The sequence below is a fragment of the Mycobacterium sp. WMMD1722 genome (assembly GCF_049315205.1).
Classification (GTDB): domain Bacteria; phylum Actinomycetota; class Actinomycetes; order Mycobacteriales; family Mycobacteriaceae; genus Mycobacterium.
In genome coordinates this window covers 4262926-4283364 of sequence record NZ_CP186056.1, presented here as the reverse complement: position 1 = coordinate 4283364, position 20439 = coordinate 4262926, and the positions used below count along the sequence as shown (strand labels likewise).

The window sequence follows — 20439 nt, the reverse complement described above, 5'->3', positions numbered from 1 at the left end:
GTGCGGTGGACGGGTTCGCCGGTACGAGATACTGGGACCCATGGCGTGGCGGGGAACTCCGATGGTGCACCGATGAGTGCGCTCGACGGTTTCTATTCGACGTGGGCCGACGCCAAAGAGACCTTCGGCCAGGGGACCCCACAGACGGGCGCCGAATTCGACCACAGTGCGCAGCTACGCACTCTGGGCACCGGGCTCGACGACGCCAAACCGGGCGAACAGTGGTCGGGCTCGGCGGCGTCGGGCTACGACAAGGCCAACAGCGACCATCAGCGGGTGTTCACCACCCTCGCCGATCTGGACCGCAGACTGGCTCAGCAGGTGGACCGCTCAGCCCAGGTGGTCGACACCGGGCGGCAGAATCTGGATGCGCTGAAGCAGTGGGTGACCGACGCGGCCAACAGTGTCCCACCCGGCCGACAGCGCGACATGATGCTGATGCAGATCGCCAACAAAGGCCTCGGTCAGCTCACCGAGGTGGTCAAGACGTCCAACGACGAACTCAACGGTGTCGGCCGGGACATCAGAACGCTCAAGGGCGACTACGACGACGCGGGCGATCAGAAGTTCAGCCGGGACGGCGAGCAGGACGGCAAGAAGGACGGCGAGAAGGACGAGAAGTCCGAGGGCGAGGACGGCCCGCAGATCCAGCTCGCCGGTAGCGAGAAAGACATCCCCAGCGGCGCCGAGGACGGTGCCGCGCTCGCCGAACAAGCGGCTCTGCCGCCGGCTCAGCGCGACCCCGCGGTGCTCGACCGGGTGGCCGAGAATCTGCCGCCGACCACGTTGAGCGACGAGCAGAAGACCGCGCTGGCCCAAGGCCGGGAGGTCGACGACATCCCCGCGGAGACCCAGGACTACTACCGCGACTTCTATCAGGCCGCGGGCAAGGACGGTCTGCTCAACCTGGACCGCCACCTCGAAGCGCAGGAAGCCGGCGGTGACGCCGACGCCGGGGCTCAGCGGGACCGGCTCGCCAACGGTCTCACCGTCGCCAGCAACGAGAACATCGTCGAACGCAACCCGGACGGGTCGATCGCCGACCGCGGCGGATACGACAAGCTGCCGCCCGACCTGCGGGAGATGCTCGAGGTGCGCCGCGGCGATCCGACGTATCCCGGGTGGGAGACCGTCGGCCCGGCGGAGGCCAAGAACCGGCACGTGGCCGACGTCGTCCAGTTCAGCGAGTTGATGGGTGAGGCGAACCCCGGATTCCAGCCCGGGTCGCGGCTCGGCACCGAGATGTACCTGAAGTCCGCGGACATGGTCGAGTACTCGCTCGGCGGCTACGGCATGACCGACACCCCGCCGGACGCCTACGAGCGCGCCGCCAACACGCTGGCGGATGTGGCGGGCCGCAACAACGACGCGTCGGCGCAGATCTTCACCGGCCAGGGCGACGACCTGCCGGATGGCTACCACCGTGACGAGACCGTCCGCACGCTGCTGGGCCACGACTGGTCCCCGAGCGGCGGTGAGGGCAACGGGGCCGCCACGCTGCTGGACTGGATGACCGAGGAGTCGCAGCGTCCGGCCGATGACCCACTCGGAATCCGGGCCCGCGAGGCGATGGTCCAACTGCCCGACCTCATCGCCCCCAGCGACACCGATCCGGCGTATCAGGCGATGCGCGATTCGTTCGCCCGCAACGACGCGATCTCCACCGAGATGAGCCAGTTGCTGGCGGCCAACACCGACTCCCTGGCGGCTCCCGGCAGTCAGCAGGGTTTCGCCAAGACCGAACTCGACGCGCTGGGCGAACCGGTGTTCGGCGCCGCCGACGGCAATCGGCTACTGGAACTGGGCAGCTACTCCGAGGAGGGCCGGGTCACCCTGGCCACCGCCGCCGAGACCGGGCGGATCGCCGAGATCCAGGCGGCGTTGCAGGACAATCCGAACGCCGACGTCAGCGCCATCCTCGCCAACAGTGCGGCCGGCAACCTGTCCGGCCGGATCGACCAGGCGATGTTCGGGGCGATCGACCACCAGAACGACGTCCTGCAGACCGATGTCGAGGCCAACGACAGGGTCTACCGGGCCAAACTCCTGGGCGCCGAACTCGCCGGCGTGGCGACCGATCAACTCGCCGGCAAGATCCCGCACGCCGGGATCGCGATGCAGGTGACCGGGGTGAATGCCGGGGACGCGGTCGAGAACGCGATCAAGCAGGCGATCGACATGCCCGAGTACCAGGCCATCGAGGTGCCCGAAGCCGCGGATCTGGAAGCCGCCTCGACCCGGCAGGCGCAGCAGGCCATCGTCGACGCCGCGCTGCGGGCGGGCCAGCTGCCCCCCATCCTGGCCCCCGACGGCCGGCCGGTCGCTGTCGCCGATCTGGCGGTGGGCAGTGCCGAGTGGACCGCGCTGCAGCAGTACCTGGTGCAGCGCAACCTCACCCAGTACGTGCTCGATTACGGACAGAGCTACGCGGTTGTCGTCGAATAGGATCCCGGCATGGCTGCACGCGCACTCCTGACCCGGGCCGCGGTGGTGCTCACGACAGCCCTGGTCGCGCTGTGCTCGGGCGCCTGCCAGAGCCAGGACGGCGCCGCACCGCCCTCGGCGTCGGCGTCGGCGTCGGCGTCGGAGTCCACACCGCCCCCGTTCCCGTACCCGCCGTTCGAGATCCGCACCGACGTCGCGGTGCCGCTCGCACCGCCGCTGGCCGACGCCGCCCGGTTCGCCCTGCAGATGTCGGTCGACGACCGGCTGATCAACGACCCCGGCCGCGATGAGCTCTACCAGAGCTACCGCAGCAGAATCGCCCCCGAAGCCGACGGCGACCGGTTGCGCAATCCCGACGCCTACGTCGGGGAGACCGGCGGGGCACTGCACCGGGCGGTGGCCGCCCGCGAACTGCCCGACGGTGTGGTCGAGGTGTCGATCTGCCTCTACGACACCCCGGGCCTGTATGCGGTGAAGAAGGACGGCGAATTGGTCAAACCCGCCGGCGGCGCGGACGCGCTGTGGCGCCCGCGGGTCACGTGGACCGACCGCAAGGCCGCCGACGGCTCGACGCCACCGGGGCCACGCTGGCTGCTGCTGAACACCGGTGTCCTCAACGATCTGACACCCGAACAGATCGGCGAGGTGTGCGATCCCTACCGGCCGGATCCGTTCGTCCAGGAGGCACCCGCGCCGACCTCGACGCCGCCGAAATAGCCGCCGACCTGGCGGCCGGGACGAAGAAATGTGTGGAGCCGCCTAGGAGAATCGAACTCCTGACCTATTCATTACGAGTGAATCGCTCTACCGACTGAGCTAAGGCGGCGTGTCGGGCGGGACGAGTCTACGACAGCGCGGTCCCGGCCTCCAAAGTCAGCCCGTCAATCGCGCAGCGCCTTGCCGACCGTCGCCACCATCGCATCGACCGCGAACTTCGGCTTCACGTTGACCGCCAATGCCTCCCGGCACTCCAGCACCGCCTCGATACAGCGCAGCAGCTTCTCCGGGGACGCATGAGCGGCCATGGCGGCCACCTTGTCGGCCATATCCGGATGATTCGCCTGCACCGCCGCGGCGCCCGAGGAGACCAGCAGCGCATCGCGGAAATAGGTCGCCAGATCGATCAGCGCGCGGTCGAGCGCATCGCGCGACGCCCGGGTCTGCCGCGACTTCTGCCGTTTCTCCAGATCCCGGATCGCCCCGGTGGCGCCGCGCATCGCCCCGGCGGTGCCCTTGCCCGTCCCGCCGGCGCCCAGCGCCGTACGCAGTTCCTCGGCCTCGGCCTCGTTGCGGTCGACGGTCAGCGCCTTGGCCTCGGCCTCGGCCGAGGCCACCAGCTCCTCGGCCGCCGCGTACGCCCGCGACGGTGTCGCGGCGTCGCGGGCCAGACTCAGCGCGCGTTGACGACGGTCGCGGGCGTCGGAGTCGACCATCAGCCGGCGCGCCCGGCCCACATGTCCGCCGCTGACCGACGCCGCCCAGGCCGCCTCCGCTTCGGCGAACCCGTCACCGTCCATCAGCACCTGGGTGATCGCCTCCACCGACGGTGTCACCAGCGCCACGTGCCGACACCGCGAACGCAGCGTGATCGCGATGTCCTCCGGGTCCACCGACGGCGCGCACAGCAGGAACACCGTCGAGGGCGGCGGCTCCTCGACCACCTTGAGCAGGGCGTTGGCCGCGCCCTCGGTGAGCCGGTCGGCATCCTCGATCAGGACGATCTGCCAGCGTCCGGTGCCGGGACGGCGGGACGCGGTCTGCACGATGCCGCGCATCTCGTCCACGCCGATGGACAGACCCTCCGGGACGATCCGCCGGACGTCGGCGTGGGTGCCTGCCATCGTCGTGCTGCACGCCCGGCATCGGCCGCAGCCCGGTGTCCCGTCGGAGGTGCACTGCAGCGCCGCGGCGAAGCACAGCGCCGCAATCGACCGGCCCGAACCCGGTGGCCCGGTGATCAGCCAGGCGTGGGTCATCGATGTGGCGCCCACGACCCGGCCGCCCTCGATGTGCGGAGTATCACCGCGCGCCGCCAGCGCGGCGCCCACCAACTCGGCCTCTACGGCATGTTGGCCCACCAAACGCGAAAAAACCCCGGCCATCACCGCCAACACTAGTGGCCGGACCGACACGACTCTCCGCACAGCGGCGCAGACGGTCGGGTTCGCCCGATACGGTGATCAGGTGGCAACACACGCGGCTCCCATCGGGCGGATCAGCGCATTCGTGCGCTGGGTCGCCCGGACGCCGTGGCCGGTGTTCACCCTGGGCATGCTGCAGGCCGACATCATCGGTGCGCTGTTCGTCCTCGGCTTCCTGCGTTTCGGGCTGCCGCCGGAGGACCGCGTTCAACTGCAGGATCTGCCCGCCTTCAACCTGGCGATCTTCCTGGGTTATCTGTTCGTGTCGTTCACCGTGGGCGCGTATCTGTCCCTGCGGCTGCTGATCCCGGTCATCCGCTGGCAGCGCCGCGACACCCTGCTGGCCGACGGTGACCCCAACACCACCGAGCTGGCCCGCACCCGCGCACTGCGCATGCCCTTCTACCGGACCGTCATCAGCGTCGCGAACTGGTGCCTGGGCTCGATCGTGTTCATCGTCGCCAGCTGGCCGGTGGCCAGCAAATCGGCGCCCGTGGTGGCGGTCGCCACGGCGCTGGGCGCCACCGCGACGGCGATCATCGGCTACCTGCAGTCCGAGCGGGTGCTACGTCCGGTCGCGGTCGCCGCGCTGCGCGGCGGGGTTCCGGAGAGCTTCCGCGCCCCCGGTGTGATCCTGCGCCAGGTGCTGACCTGGGTGCTCTCGACCGGCGTGCCGCTGCTGGCGATCGTCCTGGCTCTGGTGGCCAGCCAGCTCGAGGTGCTGTCGGCGCCCGCCGAGCGGCTGACCATGCCGTTGCTCCTGCTGGCGGTCTCCGCGCTGCTGATCGGGCTGTCGGGCACGGTGCTGGTGGCCATGTCGATCGCCGATCCGCTGCGCCAGCTGCGGTGGGCGCTCGGCGAGGTGCAGCGCGGCAACTACAACGCCCACATGCAGATCTACGACGCCAGCGAGCTGGGCCTGCTGCAGGCCGGCTTCAACGACATGGTGCGCGATCTGGCCGAGCGGCAGCGGCTGCGCGATCTGTTCGGCCGCTACGTCGGGGAGGACGTGGCCCGCCGGGCGCTCGAACGCGGGACCGAGCTGGGCGGTCAGGAACGCGACGTCGCGGTGCTGTTCGTCGACCTGGTCGGTTCCACCCATCTGGCCGCCACCATCTCCGCCCACGAAGTGGTCAACCTGCTCAACGAGTTCTTCCGCGTGGTCGTCGACAGCGTCAACCGCCACGGCGGGTTCGTCAACAAATTCCAGGGTGACGCCGCGTTGTGCATCTTCGGCGCCCCGATCGAACACCCCGACGCCTGCGGCGCCGCGCTGGCCGCGTCGCGCGAACTGCATGACGAGCTGATCAAGGTGCTGGGCCAGACGGAGTTCGGGATCGGGGTGTCGGCCGGCCGCGCGATCGCCGGCCACATCGGCGCCCAGGCCCGGTTCGAGTACACGGTGATCGGCGATCCGGTCAACGAGGCCGCCCGCCTCACCGAACTCGCCAAGCTGGAACGCGGCCACGTGCTGGCCTCGGCGATCGCGGTCAGCGGAGCGCTCGACTCCGAGGCGCTGTGCTGGAACGTCGGCGAAACCGTGGAACTGCGCGGCCGCATCGCGCCGACCCAGCTGGCCCGCCCGGTCAATCTGATGGTGCCGGAGGAGATCGGCAGCCAGGCCAAGGCCTAGGTGACCACCCGGCGATGATTTTCTTCGCGTCGGCCGGTCCCCATCCCGACCGCGCCGCACGTTTCCGGGAGTGACCATGGGACTGATCCACCTCGACATCTTCGCGACCCTCGACCTCGTCGCCCAGGCCCCCGGCGGGCCCGACGAGGACCCCATCGGGTTCGCGTACGGCGGGTGGCAGGCCCCGCTGCTCGACGAGGTGTCCGGGGCGCAGGTCGCCGCGTCCTACCAGGGCACCGATGCCCTGCTGCTCGGCAGGCGGACCTACGACATCTTCGCGGCCTTCTGGCCGCACTACGACGGCGGCGACGACGCCGGAATCGCCGAGTTGTTCAACCGCATCCCCAAGTACGTGGCCTCGCGCGGGACACCCGATCTCTCCTGGGCCGTCTCCACCCAGTTGGGCCGGGACCTGGCCGCCGAGGTACGTGCACTGCGGGACCGGCACGACCACATCAAGGTCGTCGGCAGCCTGAACCTGGTGCAGACCCTGTTGCGGGACAGGCTGTTCGATCGGCTCAACCTGTGGCTGCACCCGATCGTGCTCGGCACCGGCAAGAAGGTCTTCGACGGTGGTGCGGTACCGACGAACGTCACGCTGATCGCGCCGCCGGAGTCCGGACCGAAGGGCGTCGTGCAGCTGCGCTACGCGCTGGCCGACGGGACCCCGCGGACCGGGGACATGAGTGCACCCGACCGCGGGAGCGACTGACCCGGCGTGCGGGTCAGGCCTTTTTGGCCGACGCCTTCTTCGCGGTCGTCTTCTTCGCGGCGGTCTTCTTGGCCGCCTTCTTCGCCGGAGCCTTCTTCTTGACCGGCCCGCGGGCGCGGCGGTCGGCGAGCAGCTCAGCGGCCCGCGCATCGGTGATCGAGGCCACGTCATCACCCTTGCGCAGGCTGGCGTTGGTCTCGCCGTCGGTGACGTAGGGCCCGAAGCGGCCGTCCTTGATCACCATCGGTTTGCCGCTGGCCGGGTCGGTACCGAGTTCACGCAGCGGCGGGGCCGCCGCCGCCTGGCGCCCACGGCGTTTCGGTTCCGCGTAGATCTTGAGCGCCTCGTCGAGGGTGATGGTGAACATCTGTTCCTCGGTGGCCAGCGAACGGGAGTCGGTGCCGCGCTTGAGATAGGGACCGTAGCGGCCGTTCTGCGCAGTGATCTCCTCACCGTTGGCCGGATCCACCCCGACCACCCTGGGCAGCGACAGCAGCTTGAGGGCGTCCTCGAGGGTGACGGTCTCCAGATCCATGGTGCGCAGCAGGGATCCGGTGCGGGGCTTCGGGCCGGTCGGTTTCTTGCCCTTCTTCGCACCGCTACCCGCGTCCGGATCTTCGGGAGGTTCGGGGAGCACCTCGGTGACGTACGGACCGTAGCGGCCGTCCTTGGCCACGATCTCGTGACCGGTCTCGGGGTCGACCCCCAGCGAGCGGCCCTCCTGCGGTGTGGCGAACAGCTTCTCGGCCATTTCGAGGGTCAGCTCGTCGGGGGTCAGCTCATCCTTGAGGTTGGCGCGCTGCGGTTTCAGGGGGCCGTCCGGAGCTTCAGGATCAGTGACCATGCGTTCCAGATACGGGCCGTTGCGGCCCACGCGGACGTTGATCGCCCGGCCCTCGGAGTCGTCGAACAGCTTGATGGAGTTGACTTCCCGAGCGTCGATCTCCTCGAGATTGCCGCCCACGAGTTTCTTCAGACCACCCTCACGCGCGATCGAACCCTCGACGCCGTGCTCACCGCCGAAGTAGAAGTTGTTGAGCCAGTTGCTGCGTCGCTCGTGGCCCGAGGCGATCTCGTCGAGTTCGTCCTCCATCGCCGCGGTGAAGCCGTAGTCGACCAACCGGCCGAAGTGCTGTTCGAGCAGACCGATCACCGCGAACGCCACCCACGACGGGACCAGGGCACTGCCCTTCTTGTGGACGTATCCGCGGTCCTGGATGGTCTTGATGATCGAGCTGTACGTCGACGGCCGGCCGATGCCCAGATCCTCGAGCGCCTTGATCAGCGACGCCTCGGTGTAGCGGGCCGGCGGGCTGGTCTGATGGCCGTCCGGGGTCAGCTCCTTGGCGTCGACGCGCTGGCCCTGGGTGAGGTTGGGCAGCCGGCTCTCGGCGTCGTCGGACTCCCCGCCGGCCAACTCGTCGATGCTCTCGACGTAGGCCTTGAGGAACCCGGCGAAGGTGATGGTGCGCCCGCTGGCGCTGAACACGACCTCTTCCCCGCCGCTACTGCGACCGCCGATGCGCAGACTCAGCGTGGTGCCGCGGGCGTCGGCCATCTGAGAGGCGACGGTGCGCTGCCAGATCAGCTCGTAGAGCCGGAACTCGTCGGTGTCGAGCTGTGCGTGCAGCTGGCCGGGGGTCTGGAACACATCGCCGGCGGGGCGGATCGCCTCGTGCGCCTCCTGCGCATTCTTCACCTTGCGGGTGTACTGGCGCGCCGACGGGTGCACGTACTCCTCGCCGTAGAGCTGACGCGCCTGGTTGCGTGCGGCGTCGATCGCCGACTGCGACAGCGTGGTCGAGTCGGTGCGCATGTAGGTGATGTAGCCGTTCTCGTAGAGCCGCTGCGCGATGCTCATCGTGCGTTCCGAGGAGAAGCGCAGCTTGCGGCCGGCCTCCTGCTGCAGCGTGGAGGTCATGAACGGCGGATACGGGCGGCGGGTGTAGGGCTTCTGCTCGACCGAGGAGACGCTGAGCTGCGCGCCACGCAGCCCGGTGGCCAGCGCGTTCGCGCCCGCCTCGTCGAGGACCAGCACCTCGTCGGGTTTGCGGACCGCACCCAGCGAGTCGAAGTCCCGCCCGGTGGCCACCCGGCGGCCGTCGACGCTGTTGAGCTTGGCGGTGAACGTCGGCGGGGAGGCCTGGGCGTCGGAGACGCTCGCGTCGAGCAGGGCGCTGACGTCCCAGTAGCCGGCGCTGCGGAACGCCATCCGGTCGCGTTCGCGCTGCACGATGATGCGGGTGGCGACCGACTGCACGCGGCCGGCCGACAGCTTCGGGGCCACCTTCTTCCACAGCACCGGGCTGACCTCGTAGCCGTAGAGCCGGTCGAGGATGCGGCGGGTCTCCTGGGCGTCGACCAGGTCGATGTCCAGGTCGCGCGGGTGATCGGCGGCGGCGCGGATCGCGGGTTCGGTGATCTCGTGGAACACCATCCGCTTGACCGGGATGCGGGGTTTGAGCGTCTCGAGCAGATGCCAGGCGATCGCCTCGCCCTCGCGGTCACCGTCTGTCGCGAGGTACAGCTCGTCGACCCCTTTGAGGAGGTCCTTGAGCTCCGATACGGTGCCCTTCTTGTCCGGGCTGACGATGTAGAGCGGTTCGAAGTCGGCGTCGACGTTGACCCCGAGTCGCGCCCACGGTTCGGACTTGTACTTGGCGGGCACGTCGGCCGCGGCGCGGGGCAGGTCGCGGATGTGGCCGCGCGACGATTCGACGATGTAGTTGGACCCGAGGTACCCGGCGATTTTGCGCGCCTTGGTCGGCGACTCGACTATGACGAGTCGCCGGGTCGTTCCATTGCCTCCGCTGCCGCGGCTACCGTCAGCCAACTCTGCCTAGCTCCACTTCTTCGGTTGCCGTCCAGCGTCCGATGCTTCGTCGGCGCCCGTCGGCACCTGACAATTTCGCACCCTACGCGGGCCTACGCAAACTGACCCCACGGTTGCGGGTCACAGAACGCGAGGCCATTGTGTCAACGCATCGACGTTCCCGGGTGGTTCCCCCACCGTCTCTACCAGGCGTGACAGCCTCCGCCTGCCGCTGATCCGCAGGGCCGGCCGCGAGCCGCGGGTGCCGATGAGGGTGGGCGCGATCCCGATGCGCATCATCGCCGACGCCAGTGGCGAATGCGTGTCCGGGGCGTGCGGGTCCAGGCCGAGCAGGTAGCCACTGGGTTCCAGGCTGCCCGACGCCAGCGCCCAGGCCCGCAACTCCCGCGGCCCGGGCAACCACTGCGGCGGCACGGTCTTGACCGCCCCGCGGGTCCATTCCGCCGCGATCGCCACCAGCCGCGGCTCGACGGCCGTGCGAACCAGCGGACGGCCCTCGTCGGTGCGGGCGATCTCCGGGTGCAAACCGGCGTCGGTGATCATCTCGGCCAGCGCCTCGGCCCGCCACAGGTCGTCGACCACCACCGACAGCCGGGCGCCCTGCGCCTTTCCGGCACCGACCAGCACCACCTGACCGGGCGCGGCGAGCAACCCGGTGAGGTCGGCGACGGCGGGGGGGACCGCCTCTGCCGAGAAGAACGACAGCTGGCTCACAAATCGACAGTAAGGCAGTGGACGGCCGGCGAGGCGACGCCACTCGCAGTTGCGCCCACCCGGCGGACCGGGTGGCGAGACGAAAACACCCCCGGCGATCCGTGGTTGGACCGGCGGGGGCGCTTCTTCAGGCTGGCTGTACTAGACGGTACGCACACCCGTGGCTTGGGGCCCCTTCGGGCTCTGGCCGACCTCGAACTCGACCTTCTGGTTTTCCTCCAGGGTGCGGAATCCGCTGCCCTGGATCTCCGTGTAGTGGACGAACACGTCAGCGGAGCCGTCCTCGGGAGCGATGAAGCCGAAGCCCTTCTCCGCGTTGAACCACTTCACAGTTCCCTGTGGCATCTTTCGTACTTTCCTTCTCTTCTTACCGGGAGCGGTCCACCGTGGTTCGACGGACCGGGCCCGTTCCGACCGCCATACCTTCGTGGAGTGCTCGGAACTCGACCCGACCTACAACCCTCGCAGGAACCGCGATCGCAACGTCGTTCCTGCGAGTGCTAGTACACGAACACAGAAGCTGCGACCGCCGTTAGTCAATCACGTTCAGCGCTGTGGCGACAGTCTCCGCGGAGTTCCGTGGGGAACAATTCATTCCGGTGGCGAGCGCGCAGGAACGCCACTTCGTTACAGGCAGGTTTCGGGAGGATGGGAAGTGTCAGATTTCGGCCGTGAGCTGCTGTCCTGCGCGGTGGCCGGCACCGGGGACGCCGAGCAGCCGCTGCGCCATGTCGCCGATCTCCCGCCGCGGCGCGGGCAACCCGAATCGTGGCCGGCGTGGGCCGATGACGGCGTGGTGCAGGCCTTCGTCGACCGCGGGGTGATCGCTCCGTGGTCGCATCAGGCGGCGGCGGCCGAGCTGGCCCACGCGGGCCGCCACGTCGTGGTGAGCACCGGTACCGCCTCGGGTAAGTCGCTGGCCTATCAGTTGCCGATCCTCTCGGCGCTGGCGACCGATCCGCGCGCGCGGGCGCTGTATCTGTCGCCGACCAAGGCGCTGGGCCACGACCAGCTGCGCACCGCCCAGGCGCTGACCGACGCGGTGCCGGCGCTGCGCAACGTCGCCCCGTCGTCCTACGACGGCGACAGCCCCACCGACGTCCGCCGGTTCGCCCGCGAGCGGTCCCGCTGGATCTTCAGCAATCCGGACATGATCCATCTGTCGCTGCTGCGCAACCACGCTCGCTGGGCGGTGTTCCTGCGCCACCTCAAGTTCGTCGTCGTCGACGAATGCCACTACTACCGCGGCATCTTCGGGTCCAACGTGGCGCTGGTGCTGCGCCGGCTGCTGCGGTTGGGCCAGCGGTACGCACCGGACGGGGCCGGGCCCACCGTCATCTTCGCCAGCGCCACCACGGCCGCGCCGGGCGCGACGGCGGCCGAGCTCATCGGTGAGACCGTCGCCGAGGTGACCGAGGACGGCTCACCGCACGGCGCCCGCACGGTGGCGCTGTGGGAGCCGGCGCTGCTGACCGATCTGGTCGGCGAGAACGGGGCGCCGGTGCGGCGCTCCGCGGGGGCCGAGGCCGCGCGGGTGATGGCCGATCTGATGGCCGAGGGCGCCAGGACGCTGACGTTCGTGCGGTCGCGCCGGGGCGCGGAGCTGACCGCACTCGGGGCGCGGGCCCGGTTGGCGGAAATCGCACCGGAGCTGGCCGACCGGGTGGCGTCCTATCGGGCGGGTTATCTGGCCGAGGACCGCCGCGATCTGGAAAGAGCGCTGGCCGACGGGGATCTGCGGGGAATGGCGACGACCAACGCCCTCGAACTCGGCGTGGACATCGCCGGTCTGGACGCGGTGGTGCTGGCCGGGTTTCCCGGCACGGTGACGTCGTTCTGGCAACAGGCCGGTCGGTCGGGCCGGCGCGGGCAGGGAGCGTTGATCGTGCTGATCGCCCGTGATGATCCCCTGGACACCTATCTGGTGCACCATCCGGCGGCTCTGCTCGACCGCCCGATCGAGCGGGTGGTGATCGATCCGGCCAACCCGTATGTGCTTGCACCGCAACTGCTGTGCGCGGCGACCGAGCTACCGCTCACCGACGCGGAGGTGCGCCGGTGGGGCGCCGAGGCGTGTGCCGCCAGCCTGGTCGACGACGGTCTGCTCCGGCGCCGACCGCACGGCTACTTCCCGACCCCGGGCCTGGATCCGCATGCCGCGGTGGACATCCGGGGCGGTTCGGGCGGTCAGGTGGCGATTCTGGAGGTCGACACCGGACGCATGCTGGGTAGCGCGAACGCCGGACAGGCAGCCGCCTCGGTGCACCCGGGCGCGGTGTACCTGCATCAGGGGGAGAGCTATCTGGTCGACTCGCTGGACTTCGACGACGGGGTGGCGTTCGTGCACGCCGAGGATCCGGGGTACACCACCTTCGCCCGGGAGCTGACCGACATCGTCGTGACCGGCCAGGGCGAGCGCACGGCCTTCGGGCCGGTGACCGTCGGGCTGGTGCCGGTGTCGGTGACCAACAGCGTCGTCGGCTATCTGCGACGTAGGCGCACCGGCGAGGTCATCGACTTCGTCGAACTGGACATGCCGACCCGCACGCTGGACACGATGGCCGTGATGTGCACCATCACCCCCGAAGCGCTGATCGACAGCGGCATCGATCCGCTGCGGTTTCCGGGCTCGCTGCACGCCGCCGAGCACGCCGCGATCGGATTGCTGCCGCTGGTGGCCAGCTGCGACCGCGGCGACATCGGTGGGGTGTCGACGGCGGTCGGCCCGGAGGACGGGTTGCCGACGATCTTCGTCTACGACGGGTATCCGGGCGGCGCGGGTTTCGCCGCGCGCGGCTTCGATCAGCTCACCACCTGGTGGGATGCCACGGCCGCGGCGATCGACGCCTGCGAGTGCCCGAGCGGATGTCCGTCGTGCGTCCAGTCGCCCAAATGCGGGAACGGTAACGATCCGCTGGACAAGGCGGGCGCGGTCCGGGTGCTGCGGCTGGTGCTCGCGACGCTGGGTGAACGCGCGGCGTGACGACCGACCCCGCGCTGTTCGCCGACGAATTCCACCGGCCCGTTTGCCGGGGTTGCGGCCAGGCCGCGACGGTATGGTGACGGCCATGACCCACGACTGGCTGCTCGTGGAGACTCTCGGCGCCGAACCGGTCGTCGTGGCCCGGGGGGTGACGACCGAGAACCTCGTGCCGATCAGTGCCTATCTGCGGCGCAGTCCGCATCTGATGGCCGTGCAGGCCGCGATTGCCGAGACGCTGCGATCCGGTCTCGGGCTGTCGAGCATCACGCCGAAGAACGACCGCGTCATCCGTACCGAGGTGGTGCAGATGTCCGACGGCCGGATCCACGGTGTGCACGTCTGGGCGGGCACGCCCGACAGCGAGCCGCCCGACCGTCCGCTGCCCGGCCCGCTGGTGTGGGACCTGACCACCGGTACGGCCACCGACACTGCACAGTCGTTGGCCAACAGCGGGCGCGATCCCGACCGGGAGCACACCCACGGCCGGTCGTTCGCCGAGGACCTGCCGATGCGCGATCTGAACGCCAGCGAGACCAGAGTGCTCGCGATGGCGATCAACCCGCAAGCCGGCCAATCGTTCTGCAGCACCTGGGACGTCACCGACCACCGCGGCGAGACGATCACCGTCGGATTCGCCGCGCGCGCCCTACTGGAACCCCGGGACGACGGCAGCGAGCGGATGATCTGCCGGGCGATGAATTGGCGGGCGCACAGCGATGAGCCGGTCGTGCCGCGGGATCATCTGGCGCAGCGAATCCTCAACGGCCTGGCCCAGTCCGGAGTGCATCGGGCACTCGTCGACCTGGGCACCTGGAAACTGCTCAAGTGGCTCGACGAACCGGCGCCGTTCTACGACTGGCGGGCCAATGAGATCCACCCCGACGACGGGATCCATCTGGCCCGCATGATCGTCGAATTCGCCGACGGCGCGGCGACGTCGGTGCTGCGCATGCGCACGGCCGACGACGACTGGATGCCGGTGCACCTGACGATCAACCGGGTGGAGCTCGAACCCGGCACCGTGGCGGGTTTGGCGTCGGTGCGGTTGCCGACCGCCGAGGAATTGCGCTGCGCGCACCTGTCACCGGCGGCCGAGCGCTAAACCGGTCCCGCCCGCGCGGCGGCTCGTGCCGATCCGAGCGCCCACCTCCCCAATCCGACCGGCGTCTGCACGGCGACCACCACGTCCAACCCGGCGAAGTCGCAACGCACCACCGCCACTCCCACCGCAGCCGCCACCGAATGAGCTTGTGCGCACGCGCTATCGGGGCCGTCGACGATCCGACCGGCCGCCGCCAGTGCGGCCAGATCCGCGGCCGACTGCGCCCGATGCCGGGCCAACACCGCCGCACCCACCCCGGCCAGTCCCCCACTGACCGCGATGAGGACGGCGATGACCGCGACCGCCACCATCGTCGCCGCACCGCGTTCATCGCACACCGGGTTCGGTGGCCGCCACCGATCGCCCGCTGATCGTGATGCCCGGTAGCAGGGTCGAGCGCGCGCTGACCCGCGCCACCACGCCGGTGCCGTCGCGGCGCAGCTCGACCGTCGCGCCGCCCGGCGCGATCGCCCGGGCGGTATCGGTCGCCGAACGGTCGTCACCCCGCGCGGCCAGCCGCGCCGCCTCCCGCGCGGCGTCGAGGCAGCGCAGCTGCATTCCGACGGCGGTGAGGCCGGCCAGGCACACCAGCAGGACCGCGGCGACGGCGGCGACGGCGAAGGCCGCCTCGACGGTCGCGCCACCGGCGTCATCGCCTAGGTACTGGTGTTCAGCGCGCGGGTGATGATGTTGCTCAGCGCCCCGACGATCGAGTCGCCGGTGACGACCGTATAGAGGATGGCCCCGAACGCCGCCGCGGCGATCGTGCCGATCGCATACTCCACCGTCGACATGCCCGCCTCGTCGGCCGCCGCGCACATCACCCGCGCCTGAACCTCCCGGATCACCGTACGTACCGCCATCTCGACCTCCCTGTTCAGCGCCGACGGACCATCCGTCGGCGTCCGCCCTCACCACAACCCCGTCCCCAGCACGTCGCCGGCCAGCCCCACCACCACCGGCACGATGCCCAGGCAGAGGAACGCCGGGAGATAGCACGCCCCCAGCGGCGCCGCGATGAGGACCGCGGCCCGCTCGGCGGCGGCCCTGGCCGCATCGGCGGCGTCCGCCCGGGACTCGACGGCCAGCGCGGCGACGCCGGTGGCCAGCGCCGTTCCACTCTCGGCCGAACGCCGGGCCAACCGCATCAGCGCCTCGGCGTGGGCATCCGGCGGGTCGCCGGATGCCGACCAGGCGGCGACACCGTCCGCGCCGAGGGCAAGCATGTCCGCCGCCCGGCGCAGCAGCCCGGCCAGCGCCGGTGGCGCGGACTCGGCGGTCGCGGCGGCCGCAGCCGACACCGCCATCCCCGAGGACAGGCAGGCGGCCAGCACGTCGAAGGCCGATGCCGCCGCCAACGGATCAGCTCGCCCGGCTTCGGTCGGCTGCGCCCGGCGCGGGCGGGATTCGCCGGTCAACGCCCGCAAGCGCATCCGGCCCCGGCAGCCGCTGAGCAGTATCGCGGCAGCGAGCAGCAGGGCGGTCGCAGTCATCTGAGCACCGCCATGGTGATGCGGTCCGACCACAGCAGGCCGGCGCAGGACAACGCCACCCCGATCACCAGAAGCCCCCCGCCGAATCCGCCCGCCAACAGGAAGCCCACCGGCTGCGCACCGATCAGTTGACCGAGCCCGATACCCAGTACCGGCAGCCCTGCCAGCACACCTGCGGTGGCCCGCGCTCCGGCCATCCCCGCTTCGACCCGTGCGGCGAAACGGTGCCGTTCGGCGATATCGCGTTGAGCGGTGCACATCAGCGTCGCGATCGCCAGGCCTCGGGTCTGTGCCAGTTGCCAACACACCGCGATGCGCGTCCACTGTGAAGGCACGGTCGACTGGCGGGCCACGGCGAACAGACCGCCGGCCACGTCGGCCCCGAGACGCGCCCGGGCCGCCACCGCACCCAGGGCGATCGCCACCGCTCCGGTGGCCTCGGTCGCGGCCGCCTCGACCGCGGCCACCGGATGCGCGCCGGCCCGGAGTTCACCCACCAGCACATCGAGGGCGCCCTGCAGCGCCGCCGACTCGTCGTCGCTGCGCCGGCGGACCATGCGTCGCCGCTGCCGCAGCGCGACGGTCCCGACGAGCAGCCCGGCCGCGACGGGGATCGACACCGGGACACCACACGCCAGGACGACCGCACATACGAGCGCGGCAGCGGCCAGAACGGGGATTCGTCGGCGCCGCCGGCGCTCGGGCCGGTTCGGCAACCGGTGCCGCACATCCTGCGGGTTGATCAACACCGCCATGGCCAGCGCGATGGCTGCGACGATCATCTCGCGCCCCGCTCGTCCAGGCGCGCCTGCAGCACCGCCATCCCCTCGAGCCCGCCGGCGCCCCACCGCCACGCCGGCACACAGGACACCCGTCCGTCAGCAGCGGTGTGCAGAATCGCCACCTCGGCGAGCCGACGCAGCCCGGAGCCGTCCCGGGCGACGTGTAGCACCACCTGTACCGCCGCCGAGAGTTGGCTGTGCAGGGCCGAGCGGTTCAACCCGCCCAGTGCGCCGAGCGCCTCGAATCGCGCCGGCACCTCGGCCGGACTGTTGGCGTGCACCGTGCCGGCGCCGCCGTCATGTCCGGTGTTCATCGCGGCGAGCAGGTCGACCACCTCGGCGCCGCGAACCTCCCCCACGACGATGCGATCGGGCCGCATCCGCAGCGCTTGGCGGACCAGGTCCCGCACGGTCACCTCGCCGACACCCTCGACGTTCGCACACCGAGCGACGAGGTTGACGACATGCGGATGACGCGGCGCCAGTTCGGCCGCGTCCTCGACGCACACGATCCGTTCGTCGGGCGCGACCGCCCCCAGCACCGCCGCCAGCAGCGTCGTCTTGCCCGCGCCGGTACCACCGCTGACCAGGAAGGACAACCGCGCGGCCACGATTCGCTGCAGCAGCGAAGCCGCCTGTTCGGTGAGCGTTCCCGCGGCCAGCAGCGCGGCCAGATCCTGCGTCGCCGGGCGCAGCACGCGCAGGGACAGGCAGGTGCCCGCGCTGGCCACCGGCGGCAGGACCGCGTGCAACCGAACGGTGGAATCTGCGGCGCCCAGTCCGGACAGCTGCCCGTCGACCCAGGGTTTCGCCTCGTCCAGGCGGCGCCCCGCGGCCAGCGCGAGCCGCTGAGCGAGCCGCCGGACGGCCGTCTCGTCGGGGAATCGGATAGTGCTGCGGCGCAACCCCGCTCCGTCGTCGACCCACACCGCATCCGGCGCGGTGACCAGGACGTCGGTGGTGCCGGGCGCCGACAGCAACGGCTCGAGCGGCCCGGCGCCGGTCAATTCGGTCTGCAGCAGGCGCAGATTGCTCAGTACCTCGGCGTCGCCGAGTACGCCGCCCGACTCGGCCCGGATGGCCGCGGCGACGATCGTGGGATGCAGCGGCGCAGTCTCGGTCGCCAGGCGTTCGCGCACCCGGTCGATCAGCGAGGCGCTCATGCCGGCACCGCGACCGGTTGCTGCCGCATCATGTCGATGACCCGGCGGGCGGTGACGGCCAGCGGGGAGCGGCGCGCCAGGCGCATCCCGCCCTGCTCCAGCGCCGCGGCCAGACCCGGTTGCGGGCGCATGGCGGCCAACAGCGGCAGTCCGATCCCCGCTGCCACGTCCGCCGCGCGCAAACCGCCCGGTGCCGGCCCCCGCACCACCACGCCGACGTTCGGATTGGTCCCGGTCAGCCATGGCGCCATCGCCGCCGACGATGCACACGCGCGCACGTCCGCGGTGGTGATCAGCACGACCAGGTCGGCCGCGTCGAGTGCCGCTTCAGCGGCCGCGGTCGACCGGCGCGGCACATCGCAGACCACCGTGGTCCCGCCGCGCGCGCCGGCGTCGATCACCGCCGACAGCGCGGCGGCACCGATCTCGCCGCCACTGCGGCCGGTGGACAGGACGCTCACCCCGTCCAGGCGCGGCAGAGCGTCACGCAGGGCGGCCCAGGAGACCCGTCCGGCGCCCAGTGTGAGATCGGGCCATCGCAGCCCCGTGGTGTGCTCGGCTCCCATCAACAGGTCGACACCGCCGCCCCACGGGTCGGCGTCGACCAGCAGCGCGTCTTGGACCCAGATCGCCAGCGCGGCAGCCAGAGTCGATGCGCCGGCCCCGCCGCGGCCGGCGATCACCGCGGCGGTGAGACCGCGCCGGTGGTCTGCGGTCCTCGCCTCTGCGGCCTCGGACAGCGCGGCGATCAGTTCGCCGTCCTGACGCGGGAGTACGACGACGACGGTGGCACCGACGGAGATGGCGGCACGCCAGTGGCACTCGAGCGGTTCGGCACGCTGGAGCAGGATGACGCGGTCGCGTCGTGGCAGCGCCATCGCCGCGCAGCGCCGGGCGCCGTCGATGTCGAGCAGCACGGCCGCGGCGGCAGTCCACACCTTGCGGCTCGAAGGTTCCCCCGTGTGCACCACCCGCAGGCCCGCGGCCGCCGCGACGCGGTCGACGTCATCGCGCAGCCCGGGATCGGAGACGAGGGCCAGGACGGCCGGAGTGTTGGACATGGCGCCACTGTGCCTCGGCGGGCCGCCGGAATCGGGCCGTAACGCCCGCCCTCGGGATCAGCTGTGGAGCAATTCGGCGCTGGGGATAAATGGTATGCGAAAACAGCGTTCCGCAACGTCGAAGGAGGTCCGGACCTGTCCCGGAAGCGAACACCCGGAAAAAGGGACGACCCCCGCCAGGGGGGGAGGAGGCGGAGGTCGTCGTGTATCAGCCCCGGGGGGTCGGGCTGATGCACACCCGGCATAACCCGGGTAACGCCCACTATACACACGCCATGTCCGCGTAACGCAAGTCCCGCGCCGGGGCCATCGAACCCCGATCCGGCGAAAAACTGCACGCACGGACACGTGTCTTGATCTGCCATTTTGCCGAAACGGGCCGCCGACCGCCACGCCGCCACCTTTATCCTGGTCAGGTGAGGGCACCCCAGGAGGCCACCGAACCGTCGATCACGCCGGGCGAGAGCCCGCCGCAGGGCCGGCCGGTCCGCACCGCGGCCTTTTTCGACCTCGACAAGACGGTGATCGCCAAATCCAGCACATTGGCGTTCAGCAAACCCTTCTTCGATCAGGGACTGCTCAATCGGCGGGCGGTCCTGAAATCCACCTACGCACAATTCCTGTTCCTGATGTCGGGCGCCGATCACGATCAGATGGATCGGATGCGGCGCTACCTCACCACCATGTGCACCGGATGGGACGTCGAACAGGTCAAGTCCATCGTCGGCGAGACGCTGCACGACATCGTCGACCCGCTGGTGTTCGCCGAGGCCGCCGACCTCATCGCCGACCACAAGCTGTGCGGCCGCGACGTCGTCGTGGTGTCGGCCTCGGGCGAGGAGATCGTCGCGCCGATCGCGCGCGCACTCGGCGCCACCCACGCGATGGCGACCCGGATGGTGGTGGAGGACGGCCGCTACACCGGCGAGATCGCCTTCTACTGTTACGGCGAGGGCAAGGTCGAAGCCATCCGCGCCCTGGCCGCCCGCGAGGGGTACGCCCTCGAGCACTGCTACGCCTATTCCGATTCCATGACCGACGTGCCGATGCTCGAGGCGGTGGGGCATCCGACCGTCGTCAATCCGGACCGCGCATTGCGCAAAGAGGCGGTTTCCCGCGGCTGGCCGGTGGTGACGTTCACCCGTCCGGTGTCGTTGCGCGACCGGATCCCGGCGCCATCCGGTGCCGCCGTGGCCACCACCGCGGCGGTCGGGATGAGCGCACTGGCCGCCGGCGCGCTCACCTACTCACTGTTGCGCCGCTTCGCGTGGTGATGGTTGCCGTAACAAACTCGACTCGGTCGCTGCAGACCCTTGATGTGATCACGGTCACGTAGTACAAAGGAAGCACGGCAGCCCGACGAGGCCAAGGTGTAAC

At 70.5% G+C, this 20439-nt stretch carries 18 protein-coding genes and 1 tRNA gene; 7 read left to right on the top strand and 12 right to left on the bottom strand.

Annotated elements, in window-relative coordinates; translation table 11 throughout:
• Positions 1-72 precede the first annotated feature (72 nt).
• A complete protein-coding gene (locus tag ACN27E_RS20570) occupies positions 73-2445 on the top strand; it encodes an EspA/EspE family type VII secretion system effector (RefSeq protein ID WP_422744244.1) in 2373 nt (790 codons plus the stop codon).
• Positions 2446-2454: 9 nt separating this feature from the next.
• On the top strand, positions 2455-3162 hold the full coding sequence (locus ACN27E_RS20565) for a hypothetical protein (RefSeq protein WP_422744243.1): 708 nt from the start codon (positions 2455-2457) through the stop codon (positions 3160-3162).
• A gap of 33 nt (positions 3163-3195) precedes the next feature.
• On the opposite strand, the gene ACN27E_RS20560 is transcribed toward ACN27E_RS20565, so the two are convergent.
• Positions 3196-3271 (bottom strand) — tRNA-Thr (locus ACN27E_RS20560).
• Positions 3272-3326: 55 nt separating this feature from the next.
• A complete protein-coding gene (locus ACN27E_RS20555) occupies positions 3327-4547 on the bottom strand; it encodes a DNA polymerase III subunit delta' (protein ID WP_422744242.1) in 1221 nt (406 codons plus the stop codon).
• Positions 4548-4629: 82 nt separating this feature from the next.
• Here ACN27E_RS20555 and ACN27E_RS20550 point away from each other — a divergent pair, with 82 nt between their 5' ends.
• On the top strand, positions 4630-6219 hold the full coding sequence (locus ACN27E_RS20550) for an adenylate/guanylate cyclase domain-containing protein (protein ID WP_422744241.1): 1590 nt from the start codon (positions 4630-4632) through the stop codon (positions 6217-6219).
• A 76-nt stretch (positions 6220-6295) separates the two neighbouring features.
• On the top strand, positions 6296-6931 hold the full coding sequence (locus ACN27E_RS20545; RefSeq protein ID WP_422750008.1) for a dihydrofolate reductase family protein: 636 nt from the start codon (positions 6296-6298) through the stop codon (positions 6929-6931).
• A 13-nt stretch (positions 6932-6944) separates the two neighbouring features.
• Here the strand turns inward: ACN27E_RS20545 and topA are convergent, their stop codons facing one another.
• From topA to ACN27E_RS20530, 3 genes are all read right to left on the bottom strand, one after another.
• Positions 6945-9764, bottom strand: coding sequence for a type I DNA topoisomerase (topA, locus tag ACN27E_RS20540; RefSeq protein WP_422744239.1), 2820 nt, complete (start codon positions 9762-9764; stop codon positions 6945-6947).
• 120 nt (positions 9765-9884) lie between these two features.
• A complete protein-coding gene (locus tag ACN27E_RS20535; RefSeq protein ID WP_422744238.1) occupies positions 9885-10478 on the bottom strand; it encodes a hypothetical protein in 594 nt (197 codons plus the stop codon).
• Positions 10479-10619: 141 nt separating this feature from the next.
• Complete coding sequence (locus tag ACN27E_RS20530; RefSeq protein ID WP_193046666.1) at positions 10620-10823, bottom strand: cold-shock protein; 204 nt, start codon at positions 10821-10823, stop codon at positions 10620-10622.
• 310 nt (positions 10824-11133) lie between these two features.
• On the opposite strand from ACN27E_RS20530, the gene ACN27E_RS20525 reads away from it, so the two are divergent.
• Both ACN27E_RS20525 and ACN27E_RS20520 read left to right on the top strand, forming a co-directional pair.
• Complete coding sequence (locus ACN27E_RS20525; RefSeq protein ID WP_422744235.1) at positions 11134-13461, top strand: DEAD/DEAH box helicase; 2328 nt, start codon at positions 11134-11136, stop codon at positions 13459-13461.
• A gap of 85 nt (positions 13462-13546) precedes the next feature.
• Entirely contained in the window at positions 13547-14563 is a 1017-nt protein-coding gene (locus tag ACN27E_RS20520; RefSeq protein ID WP_422744234.1) for a PAS domain-containing protein, read from the top strand.
• On the opposite strand, the gene ACN27E_RS20515 is transcribed toward ACN27E_RS20520, so the two are convergent.
• The 7 genes from ACN27E_RS20515 to ssd form a co-directional block, all read right to left on the bottom strand.
• Positions 14560-14874 carry an Rv3654c family TadE-like protein gene (locus ACN27E_RS20515; RefSeq protein ID WP_422744232.1) on the bottom strand — a complete coding sequence of 105 codons (315 nt, stop codon included), beginning with the start codon at positions 14872-14874 and terminating at the stop codon, positions 14560-14562. The two genes, ACN27E_RS20520 and ACN27E_RS20515, sit on opposite strands and share 4 nt — an antisense overlap.
• 16 nt (positions 14875-14890) lie before the next feature.
• Entirely contained in the window at positions 14891-15157 is a 267-nt protein-coding gene (locus ACN27E_RS20510) for a TadE family type IV pilus minor pilin (protein ID WP_422750007.1), read from the bottom strand.
• Positions 15158-15219: 62 nt separating this feature from the next.
• Positions 15220-15426 carry a DUF4244 domain-containing protein gene (locus ACN27E_RS20505; protein WP_422744230.1) on the bottom strand — a complete coding sequence of 69 codons (207 nt, stop codon included), beginning with the start codon at positions 15424-15426 and terminating at the stop codon, positions 15220-15222.
• A 48-nt stretch (positions 15427-15474) separates the two neighbouring features.
• The gene (locus tag ACN27E_RS20500; protein ID WP_422744228.1) at positions 15475-16056 is read right to left on the bottom strand and encodes a type II secretion system F family protein; all 582 of its coding nucleotides are present in this window, start codon (positions 16054-16056) and stop codon (positions 15475-15477) included.
• Positions 16053-16838 carry a type II secretion system F family protein gene (locus ACN27E_RS20495; protein ID WP_422744226.1) on the bottom strand — a complete coding sequence of 262 codons (786 nt, stop codon included), beginning with the start codon at positions 16836-16838 and terminating at the stop codon, positions 16053-16055. Before ACN27E_RS20495 ends, ACN27E_RS20500 begins: the two co-directional genes overlap by 4 nt.
• Complete coding sequence (locus ACN27E_RS20490; protein WP_422744224.1) at positions 16835-18001, bottom strand: TadA family conjugal transfer-associated ATPase; 1167 nt, start codon at positions 17999-18001, stop codon at positions 16835-16837. Before ACN27E_RS20490 ends, ACN27E_RS20495 begins: the two co-directional genes overlap by 4 nt.
• Entirely contained in the window at positions 17998-19062 is a 1065-nt protein-coding gene (gene ssd / locus ACN27E_RS20485) for a septum site-determining protein Ssd (RefSeq protein WP_422744222.1), read from the bottom strand. The genes ACN27E_RS20490 and ssd overlap by 4 nt, the downstream gene beginning before the upstream one ends.
• Before the next feature lie 416 nt (positions 19063-19478).
• Here ssd and ACN27E_RS20480 point away from each other — a divergent pair, with 416 nt between their 5' ends.
• Positions 19479-20336, top strand: coding sequence for an HAD-IB family hydrolase (locus ACN27E_RS20480; protein WP_422744220.1), 858 nt, complete (start codon positions 19479-19481; stop codon positions 20334-20336).
• Positions 20337-20439 lie beyond the last annotated feature (103 nt).